General features: G+C 28.6%; 22 protein-coding genes, 1 tRNA gene and 3 pseudogenes. 11 read left to right on the top strand and 15 right to left on the bottom strand.

The genetic code is table 4. From position 1 onward, the window contains the following. Nucleotides 1-28: 28 nt before the first annotated feature. On the top strand, nt 29-2,626 hold the full coding sequence (locus EXC45_RS02705) for a DNA topoisomerase IV subunit A (protein WP_036435099.1): 2,598 nt from the start codon (nt 29-31) through the stop codon (nt 2,624-2,626). Nucleotides 2,627-2,723: 97 nt separating this feature from the next. On the opposite strand, the gene EXC45_RS02700 is transcribed toward EXC45_RS02705, so the two are convergent. The 5 genes and pseudogenes from EXC45_RS02700 to EXC45_RS02685 form a co-directional block, all read right to left on the bottom strand. Continuing rightward, entirely contained in the window at nt 2,724-3,551 is an 828-nt protein-coding gene (locus EXC45_RS02700) for an IS30 family transposase (protein WP_223213880.1), read from the bottom strand. A gap of 141 nt (nt 3,552-3,692) precedes the next feature. Then, a pseudogene (locus EXC45_RS04125) lies at nt 3,693-3,803 on the bottom strand (helix-turn-helix domain-containing protein); the annotation flags it as partial. A gap of 142 nt (nt 3,804-3,945) precedes the next feature. After that, nucleotides 3,946-4,851: an MAG4530 family protein gene (locus tag EXC45_RS02695; RefSeq protein ID WP_036435182.1), complete on the bottom strand. Its 906-nt coding sequence runs from the start codon at nt 4,849-4,851 to the stop codon at nt 3,946-3,948. After that, on the bottom strand, nt 4,852-5,568 hold the full coding sequence (locus EXC45_RS02690) for a hypothetical protein (protein ID WP_036435179.1): 717 nt from the start codon (nt 5,566-5,568) through the stop codon (nt 4,852-4,854). It lies immediately after the preceding gene. After that, the gene (locus EXC45_RS02685) at nt 5,555-6,472 is read right to left on the bottom strand and encodes a hypothetical protein (RefSeq protein WP_036435176.1); all 918 of its coding nucleotides are present in this window, start codon (nt 6,470-6,472) and stop codon (nt 5,555-5,557) included. The genes EXC45_RS02690 and EXC45_RS02685 overlap by 14 nt, the downstream gene beginning before the upstream one ends. A 203-nt stretch (nt 6,473-6,675) precedes the next feature. On the opposite strand from EXC45_RS02685, the pseudogene EXC45_RS02680 reads away from it, so the two are divergent. After that, nucleotides 6,676-8,454: pseudogene (locus EXC45_RS02680) on the top strand (MATE family efflux transporter). A 93-nt stretch (nt 8,455-8,547) separates the two neighbouring features. On the opposite strand, the gene EXC45_RS02675 reads toward EXC45_RS02680, so the two are convergent. The 9 genes and pseudogenes from EXC45_RS02675 to EXC45_RS02650 form a co-directional block, all read right to left on the bottom strand. Next, a complete protein-coding gene (locus EXC45_RS02675) occupies nt 8,548-9,375 on the bottom strand; it encodes an IS30 family transposase (RefSeq protein ID WP_223213880.1) in 828 nt (275 codons plus the stop codon). 141 nt (nt 9,376-9,516) lie between these two features. Then, a pseudogene (locus EXC45_RS04120) lies at nt 9,517-9,627 on the bottom strand (helix-turn-helix domain-containing protein); the annotation flags it as partial. A 183-nt stretch (nt 9,628-9,810) separates the two neighbouring features. After that, the gene (locus EXC45_RS04005; protein ID WP_197724312.1) at nt 9,811-10,128 is read right to left on the bottom strand and encodes a DNA methyltransferase; all 318 of its coding nucleotides are present in this window, start codon (nt 10,126-10,128) and stop codon (nt 9,811-9,813) included. A 135-nt stretch (nt 10,129-10,263) separates the two neighbouring features. Continuing rightward, nucleotides 10,264-10,434, bottom strand: coding sequence for a hypothetical protein (locus EXC45_RS04020; protein ID WP_197724309.1), 171 nt, complete (start codon nt 10,432-10,434; stop codon nt 10,264-10,266). Nucleotides 10,435-10,828: 394 nt separating this feature from the next. Beyond that, the gene (locus EXC45_RS04010) at nt 10,829-10,975 is read right to left on the bottom strand and encodes a hypothetical protein (protein WP_197724308.1); all 147 of its coding nucleotides are present in this window, start codon (nt 10,973-10,975) and stop codon (nt 10,829-10,831) included. After that, nucleotides 10,968-11,576: a hypothetical protein gene (locus EXC45_RS02665; RefSeq protein ID WP_036435035.1), complete on the bottom strand. Its 609-nt coding sequence runs from the start codon at nt 11,574-11,576 to the stop codon at nt 10,968-10,970. The genes EXC45_RS04010 and EXC45_RS02665 overlap by 8 nt, the downstream gene beginning before the upstream one ends. A 140-nt stretch (nt 11,577-11,716) precedes the next feature. Next, a tRNA-His gene (locus EXC45_RS02660) sits at nt 11,717-11,792 on the bottom strand. Nucleotides 11,793-11,839: 47 nt separating this feature from the next. Beyond that, nucleotides 11,840-12,301: a YhcH/YjgK/YiaL family protein gene (locus EXC45_RS02655; protein ID WP_036435038.1), complete on the bottom strand. Its 462-nt coding sequence runs from the start codon at nt 12,299-12,301 to the stop codon at nt 11,840-11,842. A 34-nt stretch (nt 12,302-12,335) separates the two neighbouring features. Continuing rightward, on the bottom strand, nt 12,336-13,112 hold the full coding sequence (locus EXC45_RS02650) for a PQ-loop domain-containing transporter (protein WP_051616987.1): 777 nt from the start codon (nt 13,110-13,112) through the stop codon (nt 12,336-12,338). A gap of 55 nt (nt 13,113-13,167) precedes the next feature. On the opposite strand from EXC45_RS02650, the gene mnmE reads away from it, so the two are divergent. Genes mnmE through rsmA form a run of 3 tightly spaced genes read left to right on the top strand, consistent with a single transcriptional unit; the run spans nt 13,168 to nt 16,102 of the window. Beyond that, nucleotides 13,168-14,520 carry a tRNA uridine-5-carboxymethylaminomethyl(34) synthesis GTPase MnmE gene (gene mnmE, locus EXC45_RS02645; RefSeq protein WP_036435041.1) on the top strand — a complete coding sequence of 451 codons (1,353 nt, stop codon included), beginning with the start codon at nt 13,168-13,170 and terminating at the stop codon, nt 14,518-14,520. A gap of 3 nt (nt 14,521-14,523) precedes the next feature. Further along, a complete protein-coding gene (locus tag EXC45_RS02640) occupies nt 14,524-15,315 on the top strand; it encodes a TatD family hydrolase (protein WP_036435043.1) in 792 nt (263 codons plus the stop codon). 1 nt (nt 15,316) lies between these two features. After that, entirely contained in the window at nt 15,317-16,102 is a 786-nt protein-coding gene (gene rsmA, locus EXC45_RS02635) for a 16S rRNA (adenine(1518)-N(6)/adenine(1519)-N(6))-dimethyltransferase RsmA (RefSeq protein ID WP_036435045.1), read from the top strand. Nucleotides 16,103-16,199: 97 nt separating this feature from the next. Here rsmA and EXC45_RS02630 read toward each other — a convergent pair whose 3' ends face one another. Next, the gene (locus tag EXC45_RS02630; protein ID WP_036435047.1) at nt 16,200-17,798 is read right to left on the bottom strand and encodes a DUF2130 domain-containing protein; all 1,599 of its coding nucleotides are present in this window, start codon (nt 17,796-17,798) and stop codon (nt 16,200-16,202) included. 128 nt (nt 17,799-17,926) lie between these two features. Here EXC45_RS02630 and EXC45_RS02625 point away from each other — a divergent pair, with 128 nt between their 5' ends. From EXC45_RS02625 to EXC45_RS02600, 6 genes are all read left to right on the top strand, one after another. Further along, a complete protein-coding gene (locus tag EXC45_RS02625) occupies nt 17,927-18,301 on the top strand; it encodes an IMPACT family protein (RefSeq protein ID WP_036434887.1) in 375 nt (124 codons plus the stop codon). A 12-nt stretch (nt 18,302-18,313) separates the two neighbouring features. Continuing rightward, entirely contained in the window at nt 18,314-19,663 is a 1,350-nt protein-coding gene (locus EXC45_RS02620) for a M17 family metallopeptidase (protein ID WP_036434889.1), read from the top strand. 48 nt (nt 19,664-19,711) lie between these two features. Then, a complete protein-coding gene (locus tag EXC45_RS02615; RefSeq protein ID WP_036434892.1) occupies nt 19,712-21,088 on the top strand; it encodes a M17 family metallopeptidase in 1,377 nt (458 codons plus the stop codon). A gap of 74 nt (nt 21,089-21,162) precedes the next feature. After that, nucleotides 21,163-22,209, top strand: a complete 1,047-nt coding sequence (locus EXC45_RS02610) for an aminopeptidase P family protein (protein ID WP_036434895.1) — start codon at nt 21,163-21,165, stop codon at nt 22,207-22,209. Nucleotides 22,210-22,268: 59 nt separating this feature from the next. Next, nucleotides 22,269-23,186 carry a prolyl aminopeptidase gene (gene pip / locus EXC45_RS02605; RefSeq protein ID WP_036434897.1) on the top strand — a complete coding sequence of 306 codons (918 nt, stop codon included), beginning with the start codon at nt 22,269-22,271 and terminating at the stop codon, nt 23,184-23,186. Nucleotides 23,187-23,326: 140 nt separating this feature from the next. Next, a complete protein-coding gene (locus EXC45_RS02600; RefSeq protein ID WP_036434900.1) occupies nt 23,327-23,869 on the top strand; it encodes a hypothetical protein in 543 nt (180 codons plus the stop codon). Nucleotides 23,870-23,966: the final 97 nt, after the last annotated feature.

Here is a 23,966-nt window from a genome sequence, read left to right as displayed (position 1 = left end):
TATACTTTAAAGTAAAATTAAATTACATATGGCAATTAATAAGAGACTTGAGAAAATCATTAACAATTCAGTTGATAAATTAATGGAAAAGGGATTTGGAAGATATGCGAAATACGTTATTCAACAAAGAGCCCTACCAGATGTGCGTGATGGTTTAAAACCAGTTCAAAGAAGAATTTTATATGCAATGCATACTTTAGGCTTGACCAATGATAAAGCATATAAAAAATCCGCTCGTATTGTTGGAGATGTTATTGGTAAATATCACCCACATGGTGATTCTTCAGTATATGAAGCAATGGTTAATATGTCTCAATGATGAAAAATGAACATTCCACTTTTAGATATGCACGGAAATGTTGGTTCTATTGATGATGATCCTGCCGCTGCTATGCGTTATACTGAAGTGAAAATGGCAAAAATTGCTAATTACTTACTTGGTGACATTAAGAAAAATACTGTCGCTTTTATTCCAAACTTTGATGACTCAGAAATTGAACCTGAAGTTCTTCCGTCAATTTTACCAAACCTTCTAATTAACGGAGCTAAAGGTATTGCTATTGGGATGGCAACAGAAATGCCTCCTCACAATTTAGGAGAAATAATTGATGCAACAATTGCTAAAATCTTGAAACCTTCACTTACTTTTGATGAACTTTCTCAAATAGTATTGGGTCCTGATTTTCCTACCGGGGGAATTATTTATGGAAACAAGGGAATTTTAGAAGCTTTCGAAAGCGGTAAAAATAATAAAGAAAAAATTCGTTTGTTCAGTAAATACAATACTTATTCAAAAGGTAAAAACAAGTTTATAGAAATTACTGAAATTCCATATGGGGTGGTAAAATCCTCACTAGTGTATGAAATAGAAAATTTAGCACAAAATGAGCAAATTGATGGTTTTATCGAAGTAAAAGATCAATCTGATCGTGATGGGATTAGTATTTTAATCACTCTTGAAGAAGATGCAAACGAAAAAAGCATTATTTCATACTTGTATCAAAAAACTTCACTGCAAGTATTTTATAACTATAACAACACCGTTATTTTAAACAATTCACCTGTTACTGCTAATTTAAATACTTTACTTGGTCATTACATTTTACATATCAAAGATATTAAAACCAAAACCTTACAATACGATTTGCATAAAAACAAATTACGCTTAGAGTTAGTTTTAGGATTTATTAAAGTATCTGAAATTACCGATGAGGTTATTGCCGTTATTCGTAAGGCTGAAGGCTCAAAAGCTGGTGTTATTTTAGCGTTACAAAAAAACTTTGATCTTTCACTTAATCAAGCTACAGCTATAGCGGAAATGAAACTTTATCGTTTAAGCAAAACAGATAAAGAAGAATTTTTAAAAGAAAAAGAACTTTTAGAAAGTGAAATTTCTAAAATTGAAAATCTTTTAAGCAATGAAAAAGATTTTAACAAATTCATAATCGCACAATTAAACGACATCAAAAAAGAATTTGCTACTCCTAGAAAAACTCAAATTGTTGAAAATGAATACGAATTCAATTATCAAAAAACTGACTTAATTAAAGCTGAAGAAGTGATTATAGGAATTTCAAAACACGGATATTTGAAAAGGATTTCTCAGCGCGTTGCTGATTCTAATGACTTTTCAAATTACGTCTTAAAAGAAGAAGATTACTTAATTCATTACGAAAAAGCCAATACACTCAATCAATTTTTAATTATTACCAACTTTGGTAACTACGCAATCATTCCTGTATATCAAATCCAAGAATGTAAATGAAAAGACTTAGGAATGCATTTAACAGATTTTGTGGACACTAAACCCAATGAAGAAATTGTTTCAATAATGGAAATTGCTAATTGAGATTCAAATGTTTTTGTTGTATTAGGAACCAAAGAAGGGATGTTTAAAAAGACTTCTTTAAAAGCTTTCCAAGTTTCTCGTTTAAATAAAACTTATACTGCTATTGCTTTAAGCGACACTGACACTGTTGTTAATGCTTGCTTCAGTAATGGATTAAAAGATATCATCATTATCACTAAAGGCGGTCTTTCAAGTAAATATTCTGAAAATGAACTTGGAGTATACGGAACTAAAGCTAAAGGAAATAAAGGAATTTATCTCTCATTAAGTGATGTAGTTAACAACTTTACATTAGCTTATTCTGATGATGTAATTACCTTTATTACTGATGATGGTTTCTTAAAGAAAATGCGTTCTAAAAAAATTCCTTATGTTCCTAAAAATATTAAAGGAAAAGCAATTTTTAAAGACCAATTTAAAAAGCAAGATTTTGTCATTTCAGATATATATCCAACTCGCGAAAATGACATGCTTTTAATTAAAAATACCTTAGGCAATACTTTCTTAGACCCCATTAAAAAATACTCTTTTTCTAAAGCCGATCCAGAGTTAATTGAAATTAACATTGATAATTTATACAAAGTCAGAATCAAAAAATCATACAAAGATGTTGAAGATTCCTTTGATAACAAAAAAATGTTTGATCAAGAAACTTTACAACATGAAAAACAGGAGTTTAAGCTTACAGAAACTAACTTAGATAACTTAGAAAATTCCTTAGAAAAACTGCTTGAAAAAGTTAATAAAACCCTTCAACAAACAAAAGACAAAAAATAAATACTGTTATTTCAGTATTTATCCCACATTGCAATCTTAAACGCAACGAATTTTTATAAAATTAGCACGCTAAATTGCGTGCTTTTTTAACAGAATGCTATTTTCGATTCTTAAAAAATTTATTTCGCTTTGTGTTGCTAGGTCATTTTCTCGGTTTTCACTCATAAAGCTGTTCATCTGGGTTAATAGGATTTCATTTTTCTTTATAGTAGTTTAAGTTGAAAAATAATTCATCTCTTGAAAATCAATCAAAACTTTTCATTGGACAGCTGTTTATTTTGGTTTGAACATTAAATATTTCTTCATCTGTTACTTTGTTGAAATTTGTTCCTTTCGGGAAAAATCTTCTTACCATTCCATTGAAGTTTTCAATAGTTCCTTTCTGAAAGGAAGCATAAGGGTCAGTTTTGTAAATATATATTTTTAACTTATTAGCGATGCAAAGTAAATAATAAAATTCAAACCCGTTGTCAGTTGTTATTGATTTAACATTTAATTGATATTCTTTTATTAAATCTCGCAAAACTTTGTTAATAACTCAACCGCTTTTAGATTTAACTTTTTTAATAATTCCATATCGTGTTTTTCGTTCCACGAAAGTTAATAAATGTTCATTTTCTTTGCCGTATTTTCCGACGATTAAGTCAATTTCTCAATGACCAAATATTCTTCTATCATTAATTTCTTCGGGTCTAGATCAGTAAGGTCTAATTCATCTTTTCCCTACCAATCTATCAGTAACAGATAATTCTCTTTTTCTTCCTTTTTTGTAAAAAGTTCTAAGTCTATATGATCTTTTAACCACTCATAAATCAGAATTTATTCAATTAAAAACTGTTCTTAAAGAGGGGATTTTTAAGTCAGGAAAATGGTTGGTAATTTTCATGTAAGTTATTTCTATACCATGTGTTTTACAGTCAAACATTTTGGAAAATAAAGAGGAAAATTCTTTGTATTTTTCAAAATTATTAAGTAGAGATATTCTTTCCTTTCAACTCTGTCTTATTTTGTGTTTTTCCTGAGCTTCTTCTCCATAATAACCAAAAAGAGTTGAATTGTTTCGTATTTCTCTAGAAATTGTTGATTTATTTACTCCTATTTTTAATGCTATTTCGCTTAAAGATAAAGTTGTTTTTTTGAGTAGAACTTCAATAGCAATCCGTTGTGAAAGATTTAATTTGGTATTATTTATATAACCTCCTGTGTATCCGGTTTTTTTGTGGGAGGTTTTTTTATATAAAAAAACAACCCGATTTTATTTTACAAAATCGCGTTGCGTTTAGAATTGCATTCTGGGATAAATACTGTTATTTCAGTATTTATTTTTTGTCATTGAAAATTTCTAACAAAATTAAATTTTTCAAATTTATTTCTGTTTCCGATTTGTCTTTAATAATGTTAAAGTGATCAAAAACAAATTTATATTTTTTGTTTATATTCATTTCGCTAAAATAATTTCCTAAAGAATTCTTATTATCGAATGTTATATATCTGTCATTTGGATTAAAGACGCTATTTTTATTAAATTTATAAAATCTCTTATAGATTCTATTTTTATTTATTAATGAATCTCTTATTTTATGATTCACTTCCTTTATCTTTTTAGAAAGATAAATTGTTTTTAACACTTTTTTAAGTTTTTTGTTTCTGTTAAAATCGAATAACTTTTCAAGTCTTTTTAAATCACTTAATTCAAATTTTGTTTTTATTCCTTTGTCAGGAGAAAAATGTCAATAGAAACATGATTGCACTAAAGATAAGATAGTAATTTTTTCTATTTCGTTTTTTTTATACGAAAATCAATTTATTGATTTTGAAGTTGCTAAATTACATAAATCCTTATAAACTTTATTTGTTTTGTCCGTTCCATATTCGTTGATAGAAAAATATAAAAATTGTAAGATTTTTGAAATCAAGCTTCAAGAATATTCGGGAATTTTAATACCGTTGTATTCTTTTATGTATTTATTAGGAATAATTGTTGTATGAAAAATTTCAATACTTTTATTTTGAATTAAAAGTTTTTCAAAATTATTATCAGAATAAATGATCTTCGTATTTTTAAAGTTCTTTGAAATTTTTTCCGAACAAAGAGTTTCGCCTGCAAGATCTATGTCGTTGTTATTAGTAATTCTTTCTATGCCATAAAAGTCGTAAACAGAACTTCCATAACATACTAAGTTGCAATCTCTACAAAGTGTGGAAATTAATTTTTCGTCTTGCATTTATTTTAATGAATATAGATTTCTTGAAAGTCTTCTAAGTGAGAAAAATCTCAAAGATAGAAGTAAATATCTTTTATAAAGTTTGACTTCTCTAAGATCTTCACTTAGTTCTTTTCTATGTTTGATCACAAAAATAAACGAATATCTAACTATAGTTGTAACTATGAACACAGCAGGAATAACACCTGTAAGTATTCAAGCTATAAAAATTTTATATTTTGGAATATCTTTAAATTTTTCGCTAGATGTAACTAAAACTCCAAAACCTCCTATAAAAACTCAAAAAACATAAAGTACAAAAATCAATCCAAAAATGATAGTTTTAATGATGTATGGCCATAATTTTTTATTTGATAAATAAGTATGCACTTTTTCTACAGTATCTAAATTTGTTAAAAATAATATATTGTCCTGAGATTTAAAATTGAAACTCATTATTGATACTACTTTTTTTAAAAATGAATTTGAACGATCTTTTTTTCTCAAAATAATAGTAACTAATATGCTTTTAACTAAAAGATAAAATCATAACGGAATTAGGAGAATCATAATAACAAAAGTTGCATCTTCAAATCACCTACCAGTTGGGAAATTTACGGTTGAGGGGCCATTTAATATACTCATGGTTATAGACCCAATTATTAAAATAGAAAGTGTCAAAATTTTGAATGTTTGAATTGTTTTAGTTGTGCAGAGGATCATTTTAATAACCTCCATTTTCCTGTCTGTATTTTCTTAGCATTTCTTCATAGTATTGTTGTGTCTTGTAATCTTGCCACTTATTTGTAGCTTTTTGAATTTCATCTTCACTATTTTTGAAAATGTTTCACAAGTTATTTTTTAAAATAGTGCCCGAAATTCATAATATATATCAAGGTTTAGCTTGTCAAGTTTTATAAGCTTTATAAGAAATGGCATATACTTTGAATACGTCTTTGTCTTCTCTAATTGCTCTTGCTAAATATGCTATTTCTTCTCCCTCAGAACTGAAACCATACTGTAAGTTTCTTAAAGTAGGTAAAATAAATTTTTCATTTATAAATGAAGCAGCTTTCGCAGAAGCTTCGACAATCTGAGATCCTGAATGAACTTTATCTATAAAATCGTTTCCTCCATTTTCTGTTATAGAACTAACAAATTCTCCGGCAGAGGAAACAACTTCTAAAAGTTTTGAGGTAAAAAATTCATTATAATTTCCAGCAAATTCGAAAATTTCGCCTCATACTTTTCTATATCTTGCTACATTTTCAACAAAATAATGAAATGTTCGCTCTGAATCTTCTCAGAATGAAGTGTTTACAAAATTATTTATTTCTTTTAAATTATTTTCTGTTTGACTAACTTTTAGTTCTTTTTTTAAAACTGAATATTCTTTTTTAGTGATTTCTATGTTATTTTTTTTATACATAGAATCAAACTTTTCAAAAGCTTCTTTTGTTTTTTGAAATTGTTCTTGATTTTCTTTGGTTAAAAACAAATCACTTAAAGAGGCTTTTAAAGCGATTTTAAGCGGATGACTATCGCTGATTTTAGAATAATTTAGCATAAGATCTTTAAATGTTTTTGGATCGTTTTTTGCCTTTTGGGTTATTTGGGCATCATAAATTGGAGCATGTATCATGTTTCTGTCCTTTACATAAAATGTTATTTTTTTGCAGGGAAATGTTTCTCCTGCATAATAATTATAACTCTTCTAACATTTTCAGGATCAAAATCAATTTATTTATGAAAAATTTTCCACATTTTCTTTTCATTTGTTATTTTTATTATTTATTTTGCTTTTTAATCTTTAGTTCTATAATGTTTCATAAAAGAAAGGAATTGATGAAAGCTAAAACAAATAAAAATTCACGGGCTGAAGAATTATTTGCCAGAACTCCAATTTCCAAATCTATTTGAATTGTTGTTATCCCTAGTTTAATGATTGCTTTTATGATTGGATTATATTCATTCATGGATCAAGTTTTTATTCAACAATTTGTTCCAGACACTAAAATAATTCTTTCAAACAATCAGGTTGGGGAAATTAGTAAATACCTCCCTTCAATAAATACATATTCTCTACAAGATTACACTTACTTATTAAACAAATATAACTCCATTGCACAAGTATCTAAAATAGTACAAATTACTGCTAACTCAGTTGTATCCACTTCTAATGCTGCCACACAACCGTTAATTATTTTTTCAAATTCAATTGTCTTTTTAGTACCTGTAGGAGCTTCGGTATATTACACTAAGTGTTTATCTAAAAAACTCAATCATACAGCTAAAAACTTATGAGCAAGTATGTTTTGAGTTACTGCTGCTTTTTGTTTGAGTGCAGGACTTATTGTCATTATTTTAACAGCTAGCGGAGTGCTTAATTTACTGGCAGGTAAAACTATCATTAACACCGATCCAAATACCATTAACGGAGTATTAACTTCTGATGAATTACAAAGATTGCAAGACTATTATGATGGAGCGTTTAGTTTAAGTGTTCATTGAGCTAAACAATACATTTATATTTATGCAGCCGGAACTATTTTGCAAGGTTTAGTGGCTATTTTCTCATACTTTATTAGAGCAGAAGGATTTAATGCTTACACAATGATAATTAGCATTACATCTAACTTAATTAATATTGCTTTAGACGCTTTATTTATTATTGTTTTCAAAATGGGATTACTTGGCGGGGTGGTTGCTACAATCATTGGATGAACTTTTAACTTGGTCTCATTTGTAATTTATGTATGAATTAAAAACAAACAAAAACTTGTTCTAATGTCTTTAAAAGATTTATGGTTCTTTAAATTTAATAAAGATCTTTTAGGACCTATTTTTTCACTAGGATTAGGTGGATTTATTAGAACCTTTGGGGTGGCCTTTTCATTTTTTATTCTAAACATTGTACTTACCAAAACTGTGTTTGCCGATCCTGGACATTACCAATTTTATTGATCAAAAACATCTCCAATTATTAGTTTATTTTTAATCTCAGTATTTGGAATTAGCGATGGAGCCCGTAGTTTATTATCGTACAATTACACTCGAAGAGATTTCAAACATTCTCAAGAAGTATATAAATGAGTTATTTTAATTTCTATAATTTATGCTGTTGTTATTTATGTGTTTATTGCGCTAACAGCTGATAATTTATGAATGATTGCTTTAAATGTGGACAAAGAACTCATTCCACAAACAGCAAACTTTATTAGGGTTATGACTTTAAGAATTGTAATAACCTCTATGACCATTTGTTCAATACTAGCATTTCAAGGCACCAACAGTATTGAAAGATCACTTTTTGCAACCGCATTAGAAAACTTTATAACATTTATTGTTATTGTCCCAATTGGTTTTGGTTTTGCTACCTTAGGATACCAAAATACCTCTAGTGTAGATGTGGCAAACTAAATAATACTATCAACTTTTATTGTTAATGCTTTAGTGGCTGCTGTTATTTTGTTTGTCATTTCTTGAAGATATATGTATAAAACTCTTCCTAATATTGATAATAATAAATTAACATGAAGTAAAAAAATCGAACACGCATTCTTTGACAAAGCTCAAAAACAAGAAGAACTTTTACAAATGAAAAATAATGAAAAAATCGCCTAGCATAAATACCGGGCGATTCCCACATTGCAATCTTAAACGCAACGAATTTTTATAAAATTAGCACGCTAAATTGCGTGCTTTTTTAACAGAATGCTATTTTCGATTCTTAAAAAATTTATTTCGCTTTGTGTTGCTAGGTCATTTTCTCGGTTTTCACTCATAAAGCTGTTCATCTGGGTTAATAGGATTTCATTTTTCTTTATAGTAGTTTAAGTTGAAAAATAATTCATCTCTTGAAAATCAATCAAAACTTTTCATTGGACAGCTGTTTATTTTGGTTTGAACATTAAATATTTCTTCATCTGTTACTTTGTTGAAATTTGTTCCTTTCGGGAAAAATCTTCTTACCATTCCATTGAAGTTTTCAATAGTTCCTTTCTGAAAGGAAGCATAAGGGTCAGTTTTGTAAATATATATTTTTAACTTATTAGCGATGCAAAGTAAATAATAAAATTCAAACCCGTTGTCAGTTGTTATTGATTTAACATTTAATTGATATTCTTTTATTAAATCTCGCAAAACTTTGTTAATAACTCAACCGCTTTTAGATTTAACTTTTTTAATAATTCCATATCGTGTTTTTCGTTCCACGAAAGTTAATAAATGTTCATTTTCTTTGCCGTATTTTCCGACGATTAAGTCAATTTCTCAATGACCAAATATTCTTCTATCATTAATTTCTTCGGGTCTAGATCAGTAAGGTCTAATTCATCTTTTCCCTACCAATCTATCAGTAACAGATAATTCTCTTTTTCTTCCTTTTTTGTAAAAAGTTCTAAGTCTATATGATCTTTTAACCACTCATAAATCAGAATTTATTCAATTAAAAACTGTTCTTAAAGAGGGGATTTTTAAGTCAGGAAAATGGTTGGTAATTTTCATGTAAGTTATTTCTATACCATGTGTTTTACAGTCAAACATTTTGGAAAATAAAGAGGAAAATTCTTTGTATTTTTCAAAATTATTAAGTAGAGATATTCTTTCCTTTCAACTCTGTCTTATTTTGTGTTTTTCCTGAGCTTCTTCTCCATAATAACCAAAAAGAGTTGAATTGTTTCGTATTTCTCTAGAAATTGTTGATTTATTTACTCCTATTTTTAATGCTATTTCGCTTAAAGATAAAGTTGTTTTTTTGAGTAGAACTTCAATAGCAATCCGTTGTGAAAGATTTAATTTGGTATTATTTATATAACCTCCTGTGTATCCGGTTTTTTTGTGGGAGGTTTTTTTATATAAAAAAACAACCCGATTTTATTTTACAAAATCGCGTTGCGTTTAGAATTGCATTCTGGGAATCGCCTAGCATAAATACCGGGGCGATTTTTATTCTGATTTTAAAAGCAGAAATTTTGTGAATTAATTTTCTTTAAATATCTTATATTCAAAATTATGTCATTTTTTTAATTTTTCTAATCTCAATAAAGTTATATCACCAATAGTAGGTTCTAAGTTGTTTTCTTTAAGAATTTCTAACGCTTTATCATTATTTTTTACTTGCTCTAAATTTTGACAAAGTATAAATGTTCTCTTACTTTTTTCTTCTTTATTAACTTCTAATACAGCTTGACCTGTAGTACCTGAATCAGCAAAAAAATCTAGAATTGTAGCATCTGATTTTGTAGAAATTTTTATTAGATATTTTATTAAATCAACCGGTTTTGCAGTTTGAAAAATCCCTTAAAGACCTATTTTATCAAGATCGTGTTTGTCTTGTCTACTATAGAAATTCAAAATGCTCATTGCGTTATCTTTGGATTCTTTTAAGTAATGTTTCTCGTATGGTCTGCCTTTTTTGAAAACTAATTTTCCTTATTTATATACTTTTATAAATTTTTCATCAGTACTTCAACCGCGAGTCTTCAATTTCGGTAAAGTTAAATTTATTTCTTCAATATATACATCTCAGGGCTTTCCTGGTGTTGAAAGATCTTTTGTTGAATAAATTTCTCCATTTTCATCATCATTTGAATAATTTTTCAATCAATTGAAATTGGGATCTTTTATTCTTTGAATATATTTTTTCAGTTCTTCGCTAGCACTTTCTAATCCGTTTTGTAAAAATTCTTTTTTTATGCTAGATATTATAAGATTTCAAGATATTTTGAAACATTGGCAGCTTTGTTATTAATACTTAAAATTTTTGTGCTTTGGTTTTATTTTTTGAATATGACACAACATACTAATGAATTACATTTATATATCTACTGTTGCTTCTTGTTGATTGCTTAGTTATAAATAAACCCAAAAAATTGTGAGCTCCAAAAAGCGAATCACAAATCAATTTTAATTCAAATAATTTCTGATCATCTATAGATAGAAATATAAAACCATCTTCCGATAGAACATTCTAAGATAAGATTAAAATATTTTTAATTTATTCGTTTCAGTTATCACGTGAATCATTATATTCAAAACTGTTTGATTTAGTGTTATATGGAGGGTCTATGTAAATGGACTGTACTGAAATGTTTCTAATTAGTTTAAGACAATTTTCTGCATCCATCAAATATAATTTATTCAATGTAGTCTCCTCATGAAACACCGGAATTTTTAAATTTCATTGATAGAATTTCAATTAGGTCTTTTTTATTAACATTGATTGGCTTTATTTTAAATTTATAATCTTTTAAAAGTTTTGAGCATGAAATAGTTTGTGTAGATCTTCTTGAAAAATCATGAGCTTCTTTTACCTTTTGTTCTAGAAAATATCCAATTTCCGGATTTTGACCATATATAATACAAATAAGCTCTAGCATACCATTTCATATCCCTACGGCTAGCATAGTTTTTTTATCCTTAAATGCATCGGCTTTGTCCAATGTTGTGTCATTAAAAGTTACAGATCAACTCTTGCTTGAATAAGATACTTGTTTAACTTCAAGATATTCTTCCTTAAACTCTCTTTTTGCATATAATCCATGTTTTTCTTCATTTACAAGATAAAAGTTTAGATAAAATGCAACTATAGGATTTTTCGCCCCGTTAAACAAATGTATCATTCTCCTTCCTGTTGTATGTTGAATAGACGTAAGCGGTAATAATAAACCGGCTATAAAATCTCTATTTAGTGGTTTGTATTTTCCTTTTTTAAAAATGTCTAAATTTTGATCTAGAAACTTCATTTATACTCCTATCATATTTATTTCTTAATTATAACACTAATAAACTTCTCTTATAAGTATAAATATAATTTGACATTTGTTTTTTTGCGTAAAAAAACACAAGAATTTTTCTTGTGTAAGTGGCATTAAGTACTAATACATGGGGCAAATGACGAGATTCGAACTCGCGCATGACGGGACCACAACCCGCTGTGTTAACCGCTTCACCACATTTGCCATGTGTATGATTATTATACTATAAAAGTGCAATAATCAATACCAGATTATGAAATTTTTACTTTAATAATGATTTTGTATTTGTGTTCAAGTAAAGAGTGGTCTTGAATATCTATTTTGTGTTTTTCGTGTGGTCAAAATAACGCAAAAGTGTTATTTTTTAAAATAAGTTTATTTTGATAAGGTGCTTGTTTTACAAAAAGAACATCTTTTTGTTCATTGTAGTTTAAAACATCTTCCTTGACATAATTGTTCTCTTCGCTAAAATAAACTAATTCATCACATAAATTGCTTCTCAAATGAATATCTGCGTGCTCAAAGTGAATTTCAGCGAAGTTTTCTTTATAAAATGTTTGAAACTTCATTTTTACTATTTTGATATCTTCATTGTATTCATGAATTCCATAATCTAAACTTTCAAAATCTGTTTGATCAATTAATTTAAAAGCTGTTTGTAATTTTTTATCAAAATTGTATTTTTGAAAATTATCAAGTCTGTCAAAAATCATATCTCTCCTTTAAATAAAAAAATCCCTAAGGATTTTACGCATAAACAGGTTGTTTTGATGCGGCGGTGTAATTATATTTGATTGTCATTGTAAGCTGGTAAGCATATAAAATAAGTGAGACTGTTTGTCAAATTAATCCACCAATTAAATCTAAATTTCCTCCATATTTGACAATAGATAAAACTCAGAAAGCAATTCAACATAAATTGTTTAACTCAAAAAGAACAAACATCATAGGTGAAACACCTTTTCAGTTCTTTGTTTTAATTGAAGTGTATAGTTGCGGAGCAAATGAGAAGGTTGTTAAAGCAGGCGCAATAATAGCGAAAATTGTGGCTGCATTTGAAGAAATTCTAAACGCAGAATTTGTAAAGTAAATTACAATAAACACAATTCCAATCACTCAAGTTGCTAACACTCCTAAAAATGCTCATACTTTTTTACCAGTGTGATTGCTGGTTTTAATATACATTTCTTGATTTTGTGAATTGCTTAAAAAGGTTCTTTTGTTTTTGTATGAACTAAAATCGTAATAATGATAAAGCAGGTAGGTCATAACTCCATTTAAAATAAGAGAGATCCCATCTGCAATAACTATATTTCTTAGTTTAAATGGTTGGCTAGAATCACTAAGGACACCAAAGATTGTTCACATTAAAATTCCAATGTGAAAAATTCAAAATGAATAAAAATTAACTTTTTGAGTTTTTTTCTCTTTTAACAATTTGAATAACTGAGGTAATGATAACGACACTGTAATAATAACAGTTAGCCAACCAAAAACTTCTATTGAGGTTTCTAGTGCTGTCATGTAAAAATTTTAGCAAAATATACAATTTAAGGAATTAAAAGATAAAATAGATTATATGTACGATAATATTGCTGCTATTTCTTCAGGTTCATATGTAAATCAACCCATTTCTATTGTTCGTGTAGCCGGTCCTAATGCCGCCGAAATTGTTTCAAAGATATTTAAAGGTCGCAAAGGTAAAGACCATGAAATTACTTATGGACACATTATTGATAATGATCAAATTATTGATGAAGTTTTAGTAATGTGATTTGTTGGAAAAGAACAAAATGGACAAATTATTTATAACAATTATTGTGGAGAACCGCTTGTGGAAATAAACTGCCACGGTGGAATTGTGGTTACCAATCAAGTATTAGAATTGCTTTTAAAAAATGGAGCTAGATTAGCCGAAAAAGGTGAATTTACCCGAAGAGCTTTTTTAAATGGAAAAATGGATCTAGTAAAAGCCGAAGCTGTTCATGATCTCATTTTTGCTCAAACCACCTTACAAAGCAAAGCCGCTGTAAATAAATTTAAGGGAAAAACCTCTCAGTTAATAGATAAATTTATTGCTGATTTATCCTATTTAATTGGACTTAGTGAAGTAAATATTGATTATCCTGAATATTTAGATTTAGAAAATATGGATGATCAAATAATGCTTAACACATTAACTCATTTGAAACAAAGCTTAAATGAGATTGTCACCCTTTCAGAAAATGCTCGATATGTTTTTGAAGGTGTAAAAGTAGCTTTGGTAGGGAAACCAAACGTTGGTAAAAGCAGTATTTTGAATGCTTTATTAGCTGAAGATAAAGCTATTGTTACTGATATTGCAGGAACTACTCGTGACACAATTGAAGCATCTTATCAAATTCAAGGAATGCTTTTTAAATTAATTGATACTGCCGGAATTCGTAAAACCGCCGAGAAAATTGAATCAATTGGAATAGCAAAGTCTTTTGAACAAATTAGTAGAGCTGATTTAGTAATTCATGTTTTTGATCCGACCCAAGCAGATAATGAGTTTGATGAATTAATTGCTAGCGAATCACAAAAACACAACAAAATATACATTAAAGTTATTAACAAATCAGATTTAATTCAGACACCAGACAATAATGCAATTACAATTTCTGCTAAAAATAATCAAATACAACCTCTAGAAGAAGCTTTAGTAGAGCACTTTAAAAATATCAATGTTTTAGACGAAAGAATACTAGCTAACACAAGACAATTGTCATTAGTCAAACAAGCTTTAATTTCAATTGAAAACGCGATATTTTCAATTGAAAACGGAATGACATTTGATGTTATCATTGTTGACTTGTACGATGCTTGAGAGTCATTACAAAACATCAAAGGCAATGTTAACCGTGAAGATCTTTTAGATGTAATGTTTAGCAGTTTTTGTTTAGGGAAGTAAAAAATGGCCAAGAAAAGAAATTCATTTGTAGACGCACACAATCATTTAACTGATAAATATTATCCGCAATGGATAATTCATGAAATCATGGAGCAAGCTAGAGTTCACAATATTGAGTTTATGATTGTAAATGGTGGACATCGAGAAGAAAACCACAAAGTATTAGAGCTAGCTAAACAATACGAAATAGTTAAACCAGCTATTGGAATACATCCAGAAGACCTTACAAACCTAGAAGATATTGATTTGATCAAACCACTTATAAATGAAGATGTTGTAGCTATTGGAGAAATTGGTTTGGATTATTATTATGATGATGGTCCATCTAAAGAGTTACAAAAGCAAGCTTTTGAAGAGCAAGTGAAGTTAGCTCAAAGCACAAACCTCCCTGTAGTTGTGCATATTAGGGACAAAGAAAATGTTTGAGAAGCTTATGAAGATGCTTATGAAATCTTAAAAAAATATCCAGTAAAAGCAATGTTACATACCTTTGCGGGAAATTTAGAATGAGCTAAAAAATTCTTAACCTTAAAATGTTGATTTTCTTTTAGTGGAGTTGTAACTTATGGAAGTGCTTCATCTACTAGAGAAGTAATTGACTTTTTACCACTGGAGAGAATTCTTACTGAAACAGATTCGCCATATTTAAGAGTACACCCGTATACTGGGCAAACAAATGAACCTAATACTGTGTTATTTGTTGCTTATTACATCGCCGGTGTTAAAAAAGTTGGTATGGATAAATTTGTTCATCGCGTAAACACTAATTTAAGAGAGTTATTTAATTTAAAATAAAATGAAAAAAGAAGTATATGCTAAAAAACATTTTGGTCAAAACTTTTTAAAAGACCAAAACATAATCAACAAAATTGTTGATGTATTTGATTTTCAAAATCATAACGTTATTGAAATAGGTCCTGGACGAGGAGCTTTGACAAAAGAGTTAATCAAAAAAGCTTCACATGTACTTTGTTATGAAATTGATCCAGATATGGTAAAAGTTTTAAATGAACAATTTCCGCAAGCAACCAATTTAGAAGTAAAATTACAAGATTTTTTAGATGCTGATTTATCAGCCTTAAAAGAATCATATTTAATTGCTAACATACCTTATTACATCACCACTGATATTTTGTTTAAAATATTTGAACACAAAGATAAATTCAAAGGTGTATTGCTAATGGTACAAAAAGAAGTTGCTCAAAGAATTGTAGCCAAAATCAACACTCCTGATTACTCAAAATTATCTGTTTCTTGTCAATATCTAGCTGAAACTAAAATTGAATTTATAGTTAAAGCAAGTTGTTTTTCTCCAGCTCCTAAGGTTGATTCGGCAATTATATCTTTTAAATTTAAAGCTAACATTACTCAACAAAACTGAATTCAAATAAAAGATTTCTTTAAATTAGTATTTGCAAATCGTCGTAAAAAATTAACTTTTGCTTTATCAAGTAAATATTCAAAAGAACAAATAGCTTCTGTTTATGAGCAATTACAACTTAATCCTAGCGTTAGAATTCAACAATTAAACATTGATGAAATTGTTAAGTTATATGAAATGCTTGAAAATAAAGAGATTTAAAAATTGCTTTTTGCTATTGGCGAAAAGTTTTTTAATATAAAAAATACACATCTTGCTTTGATGTATATTTTGTTTCTAAGTAAATTGGGGCTTGGTTTTATAATTTATCTAATTCGGATATTTCTGATTGATCTAAATCATCACTCTCTAAATAAATAATCGAATCTAATGATGGCAGTGCATTAGTTCTTTCTAAACTTTTTTTAATATTTTCAAAATCAATTTTGACCATTCTACCAATTAAAGTTTCTAAGTTGTCCACTTGTTTTCTCATGTTGTCTAGAGCTTTAATAATATTTTTATGTCTTTCATCTAATTTTCCAATAGCAGAGATGAAAGCTTCTTTTATATTATTAATACCATCTAAAAATTCTTTTCCTTTTTGCACAAGAGCATCACTACTTTTTACTTCATCTAAACGCTTAAAGTATGTATAAAATAGTGTCAACAGTTGACCTAAAACCGGAAATCTTAAAACTAAAATCTTATCATATTCTTTTTCTTGCGGAGTCATTACAAAAAATTCTTTATGTTGTTCTAATGTTGTCACTAAAAATGCAAAATTAGCTTCTTCTTTTTTTCTATCTGCTTCTAATTTTTTATAATGATCGGAGTTTTTGGTGGTTCCTTTCCCTGATTCTTGTGATTTACATTCAATTACTATTTTTCCTATTAATTGACTAGTTGCAGGATTGTAAAATTCAACTAAGAAATCCGCTTTTGTTGCCTTCCCTTCATATGAATCGCTATCAGCATCTTTCATTTTTTTAGAATCATTTATCTTACTGAATTTAACTGCTTCAGTAAAATTCCCAAACATTTCAATTAATTTGTTTTCAACATCATGTTCTAAAGCTTCTCCAACCTGTTTAACATTTAAAGTTTGAAACTGATTATTTTTTAGTTCTAACTCTCTAATTAAAGCATCTTTAGAAGCTAAATCTTGCTGGTGAGATATTTTTAACTCTTTTTCTTGTTTTAATAATCTATTTTCAATTTCATTTTCTTTATTTTCTAAAATAGATTTTATTTGTTCATCTTTTTTAGCTGTTTGAGATTTTTGATCTGCTAGTTGATTTTGAATTTCTTTAAGTCTTTCTTCATATTTTTCTTCAAGCTTTTTGCTTTGCTCATTTAATTTTTCATTTACTTTATTTGCAATTAATAATTCTTGACTTTCTTTTAATGATTTTATTTGTTCATCTTTTTTAGCTGTTTCAGTTTTTTGTTCATTTAATTGAACTTGAATATGTTCTAATTGTTTCACATATTTGTCTTGAAGTTCTTTTTCTTTTTGTTGCAATTCTTCATTTATCTTGTTTTGAATTAGCAACTCTTGTTGAGAATTTAACGATTGAATTTGCTCTTGCTTTTTAGTTAATAAATTTTCTTTTTCGTTTAACTGTTGTTTGTATTTATCTTCCAAAACTTTTAAAGCAAGTTGTTTATCCTTATCATTTTCTCTACTTTGAGAAGATAATGCATCGTTTAATCTTTGTTCAAAATCCTTTTGTAGTTTGCTCTTAATTGAGTCTTCCATTTTTGTTTTTAAATCATTTGAAAATGCATTAATATTTGTAACATCAACCTCTAAAAGGTCGTTTAAATCTAAGAAGTCATTCTCAGAAGCATCCTCTAAGAGAGTGAACTGTAATTTTTCAAGATCTTTAATTTTAATAGCGATTTTTCTGGGCATAAGTTTCTCCTTGTTGTAATTGTGTGTATATAAATAATTATAAATCATTACTAAATAAACTGCAAAATATCAATTATTATCTCTAAATAAATAATTACTTTTTTTAGTAAAGCAAATATAATATTAACATGAACTATGAGACTGAATTTATAGTCAAAAAATCATCATTTTATTCATATGTTTTTAAGGTCTCTTCAAAAGAGGAAGTTAAGCAATATATCGAAGAAATAAAACAACAACACAAAAAATCTCGACATGCTTGTTATGCGTATTTGTTTTTACAAAACGGAACTGAAAACGCAGGATTTAATGATGACGGAGAACCTAAAAATACTGCTGGTAGACCAATTTATGAATTAATAAGAGTTAAAAAACTAACAAATATTTTAGTTATTACCATTAGATATTTTGGAGGTATCAAACTTGGTGCTGGCGGATTAACTCGTGCTTATCGTGAAAGCGCCAAAATGTCTTTAGATTTATTTTTACAACAAAATACATAAAGGAAATTAAACATGCAAATTCAAAATAAATTAAATGAAAATCAAATTTTGTTAAAGGTAGTTTTTGAAAACAAAGAAATGCCTAACTTTATCAAAACCAAAAATAATCAAATTACTGAGGATTTAACTAACAACATTGCTTATTTATATGTTGATCAAAAACATTCAGAATATTATCAATTACAAGACATCTTAAGATCTCTTCCTGGTTCAATCAATCGTGATTATCTTTTAGATGTTGCTTCTTTAGAAGCTGTATTATCAGCTGAAGAAGCTCTAAGAGTCGCTGTTTTATCAACAGAATTTGGAAGTGCCAAATTATTTAAAAAAACTTACAAAACTGAAGAAGATGACAATAAAAATCTTGCTTTATTGGTTAAAGATTTAAACGATCCATTACTAAAAGAATTGCTTGTTATCGCTGAAGCAATGACAACAACAAGAAACTTACAAATTACACCCGAAAACTTTTTAAACAGTGAAAATCTAGCGGCCTATGTGGCTTCAGATTTATCTGGAATTGAAAATTTAAAAGTAACAGTTTTAACTAAAAAAGAAATTGAACAATTAAACATGGGACTTTTACTTTCAGTAAATAAAGGAAGCACTCACGAACCAAGAGTTGTAGTTATTGAATACAACGGAGATGTAGATTCACAAGAAAAAACTGTTTATGTTGGTAAAGGAATTACTTTTGATACCGGTGGAGTTAACACTAAAGGATATCATATGGAAGGAATGAAATATGATATGTCTGGTTCAGCTATTGTTGCATATGCTGTTAAAGCTATTGCACAACTTAAACTTAAGAAAAATGTGGCCGCAATTATGTGTATTACTGACAATAGATTAGATGGAGATGCTTCATTACCTGAAAATGTTTATCAATCAATGAGTGGTAAATGGGTAGAAGTTGCAGATACAGATGCAGAAGGAAGATTAGTTCTTGCTGACGGTTTATATTATGCAGCTGAAAAACTTAAAGCAACCACAATTGTTGATGTAGCTACTTTAACCGGAACACTTTTAACTTCTCTTGGGCATGTATACACAGGAATTTTTAGTGAAAATGATCAAAAATGCTCATTAATGCAACAAGCAGCTGCAACTGCAAAAGAAAAAGTTTGAAGATTACCTATGCATGAAGACTTCAATAAAGGAAACAAATCTTCAAAAGTAGCCGACTTAATGAACTGAAGCCCAACAGTTAAACAAGATTCTTCTCAAGCAGCTATGTTCTTAAAAGAATTTGTTAAAGATGTTGATTTTATTCACTGTGACGTAGCCGGAACAGCTGATGTAAGTGGTGAACCACAAGGTGCTTTAGTGGCTACTTTAGTAGAATTTGCAAAAAACATATAATTTTTATGCCAAAAAGGTAAAATTGAAACAAGTAAAGAAAGGATAAATATGAAAATTCAACAAATTGATAAAACAAGAAATACTAATATGCTTTTAAAAGCAGTTTTTAAAGGGGATGAATATCCAAAAACTTTAATTGAAAAAGTCGCTGTTGTAACTGAATACTTAGACAAAAATGAAGCATTAGTTTACATGGGTGAAGAAAAAGATTATAAATTTGAATCTGTATTTAATTTTGCTAAAAACTACTTTGCTTCACAAGCTAGAAATATTCAAGTAGATTTAGATTCTTTTGTTAAAGGTAAAGTGTGTGAACCTTGTGTTGTTAGAGCTTTTACAGAAGCTTACAATTATGTGAAAGCAAACATTTATAGTGCTAAAACAAACAAAAAAGATGACAAATATGAAACTTCACTTTTAATGGTTGCCAATGAAAGTTTATACAAAGATGTATTTGAAAAATACTCAGTACTTTCTGAAGCTGTTAATTTTGCTAGAGACTTACAAGTAACACCTCCTAATATTTTAAACTCTGAATATTTAGCTGAAGTGGTTCAAAAAGACTTAGCTCAATATGATAATTTAAAAGTAACAGTATTAAACAAAAAACAAATCGAAGAATTAAAAATGGGACTTTTACTTTCAGTTAACCGTGGAAGTATGTATGAACCAAGAGTGGTTGTAATTGAATACAACGGAAATCCAGATTCACAAGAAAAAACTGTTTATGTTGGTAAGGGAATTACCTTTGACTCTGGAGGTTACTCACTTAAGCCAGGTCGTTCAATGCTTGGAATGAAATTTGATATGTCAGGGTCAGCTTTTGTAGCTAGTGCAATGAAAGCAATTGCTCAACTTAAACCTAAAACAAATGTAGCGGCAATTATGTGTATTACAGACAACAGAGTAAATGGAGATGCTTCATTACCTGATTCTGTCTGAACATCAATGAACGGAAAAACTGTTGAAATTAACAACACTGACGCTGAAGGAAGATTGGTTATGGCTGACGGTTTAACTTATGCAGTTAGAAAACTTAAAGCTACTCGTCTTGTTGATGTTGCTACTTTAACTGGTGCTATTTTAGTTGCTTTAGGACACACTTACACCGGAGTTTGAGCAACAAGCGAAAAAGCATGAGAAGATTTAAAAAATGCGGCTGATAAAGCAAAAGAATTGGTATGAAGAATGCCTTTAGACGAAGCATTTGCTAAAGAAATTAGAAACTCTGTTGTGGCTGATTTAAAAAATACCGATCTTAGTGGAGTTGGTGGAGGAAGCTCTTCAGCAGCTATGTTCTTAAAAGAATTTACCGAAGATGTTGAATACATTCACCTTGACGTAGCCGGAACTGCTGACATTGGGTCAAAACCAACAGGAGTTATGGTTAAAACTCTTGTAGAATTAGCATTAAACGCTAAATAATCAAAGGGCATATGCCCTTTTTTGAATTAAATAGACTTTTATATTTATAATTTATATAAACAAAAGGAGATATTATGGATCGTAAAAGATTAGATAAAATGTTTCAAGATCTTCAAGTGGATGCTTTAATTTCTGAAGCTCCTCAAACTAGATTGTGATACGCTGACGTTCAAACTACTGATGGATTAATTGTTATTGAAAAAGATAAAGCTACTTTATTTGTTGATTCACGTTACATTGAATATTGTCAAAAACACGCTAAAAATGTTGAAGTCATTCTAATGCAAGGTGATTCTGTTGCTAAGTGATTTGACAACAGAAAACTTAACTCAATAGCTTTAGAAAGCAATTACTTGGTCAAAGACTGAGAAAATAGAATCATGTCACTAGCTAAACCACAAGTAGTCAAATGGGTTAATGCTCAAGATTTAAGAATTATCAAAAGTCCTCAAGAAATTGAAAAAATGCAAAAAGTCATTGATATTACTTTAAGCGCATATGATGAATTTATGGTTTGAGTTAAACCAGGAGTTACAGAAAAAGAAGCTGCAGCAATGCTTAATTACTTAATGAAAAAACACGGAGCCGATAAAGAAGGATTTACTGAAATTATTGCTTCGGGTGCTTCTTCAGCTGAACCACACCATCACCCTACTGAAAAAGTTATTGAAGATAACTCACTTTTAAAAGTTGATTTTGGAGCATTATATCAAGGTTATACAGCCGATATTACTAGAACCACAATTTTAGGGGATAAAAGTAAAGCTAACCCTAAAATGTTAGAAATTTTACAAATCGTGGAAGAAGCAGCTGCTCTTGGAAGGGCATATGTAAAACCAGGAATTAAAGCTTCTGAAGTTGATCGTGTATGTAGAGAATACATTCAATCAAAAGGTTACGGTGATAAGTTCTTACACGGAACAGGACATGGACTTGGAATTGATGTACACGAATTACCAAGTGTTTCAACTAAATCAGATTATATTCTAGAACCTGGAATGATAATTACTGTAGAACCTGGAATTTATCTAGAAGGTATTGGAGGGGCTAGAATAGAGGATGACGTTTTAGTTACTGAAACTGGTAGATATGTATTTTCTAGACCAGACGAACAAAATTAATAAAGAGCGAAAAGCTCTTTTTTATTTTCATCCAAATAAAACAAAAGTAAAATAATTGTATGAGCAAATTCAACAAAACATATATTTATCGTCAAAACCATCAAATTTATTATGAGAAATATGGAAAAGAAACTAATGAACCTATTTTTGTAATTCACGGCGGGCCTGGCGGTGGTTTTAATGTGAAAAAATTCTTAAAAATCATTCCAATAGCAAAATATTTTGTCGTTTTTATTCATCAGAGAGGTTGTGGCAAAAGTTTACCTAGATATGAGTTAGAAAACAACACCACATCACATTTGATTGAAGATATCGAAGCCATTCGTAAGCAATTGCAATTAAACAAAATAACTTTATTTGGCGGAAGCTGAGGAAGCACTTTATCATTACTTTATGCAATAAAATATCCTAAGCATGTCAACAAATTGATTTTAAGAGGTGTTTTCTTAGGACGTCAAGAAGATATCGATTATTTATACGAAAAAGGAGCTTCTGATTTTTATCCAGAACTTCATGATAAATTTAAAAAATTTTCATTACAAGGAAAAGGAAACAGTATCATTGAAAGATATTATGATCTTTTTATAAATAAATATGATGAAGAAATAAAAACACTTGCTTTCAATGAATTTGCTGCCTGAGAAGACTCCTTGGTATCAATAACAGGACCTAAAAATAATAAAAAAGAAAAAATCGATCTTGCTTTCAATAAACAAATAGCATTAATGGAAACGCACTATTTTGTAAACAATTGCTTTTTACCAACAGATAATTACATTTTAGATAATTTACATAAAATTAGCAAAGTTAATATTGATATATTTCACGGAAGACAAGATATTGATACACGACCTATCGGTGCTTGATTAATAAAACAAAATCATCCTAGAACCAACTTGTTTTTTATTCAAGGAGCAGGACATTCAATGTATGAAGATAAAATCTTTAAAGAAATAAAAGCTTACTTTCAAAAATAAAAAAACGAAGTGGCCTTCGCTTTGAGATAAATAAATATTACTTTGAATTTCCGTTAAAATAATATGCTTTTTTTAATAAAGTACCTTATAAAAACCACAATTTCAGTTCTATTTTATAATAATATTTCCATAGGAGGATTATGATTGAAACAAATAATAAACAGCAAATAATTAAAGTATTTAATCGTATAAATGAAATTGCTAAAGAAAATAATTTTGTCTATACTCTTTCTAAAGAAACATATACTCTACTAAAGAAGAATCAATATAAAATTGATCAACTTTCTATAGTAATGTATTTAGAAGATTTTATCAATCTTTACAGTTCAAATCCAAAAATAATCACTTTTGAAAATAGTAAGTTATTTGATAATCCGTTACCTAAGATTGTGGTTGAAAATACTGAAGTACCAATCCATCTAATTGTACATACATGTATTAAAAACCTTCAAAGTAAAAATTTAAACTCTTTAATAAAAAGAATTAAACACAATACTTCATCAATAGTTATTGATAAGATTTTAACCAATCTTAATTGTAAAAGTGTCAACTGTCTTGTATTACTTTCATATAATCATAAAGAACTTTTCCAAATTAAGCAAATTCAAAATTGCAATCTAAATTATTATCACGTTTTTAACATTGAATCTTTACAAATCCCTATTCACTCAATTTTTAAATAAAGTATATTTTTTCATTTTGAGTTAAAATAGAACAATTTTTTTATTGCTTTTTTATTTAATAACAAAAAACACATCTCAACATTTTGAGATGTGTTCG

Source organism: Mycoplasmopsis columboralis, from assembly GCF_900660675.1.
Taxonomy (GTDB): Bacteria; Bacillota_I; Bacilli_A; order Mycoplasmatales; family Metamycoplasmataceae; genus Mycoplasmopsis; species Mycoplasmopsis columboralis.
The sequence above is the reverse complement of the archived record's forward strand: the minus strand, read 5'-3'. Positions and strand labels throughout refer to the sequence as shown.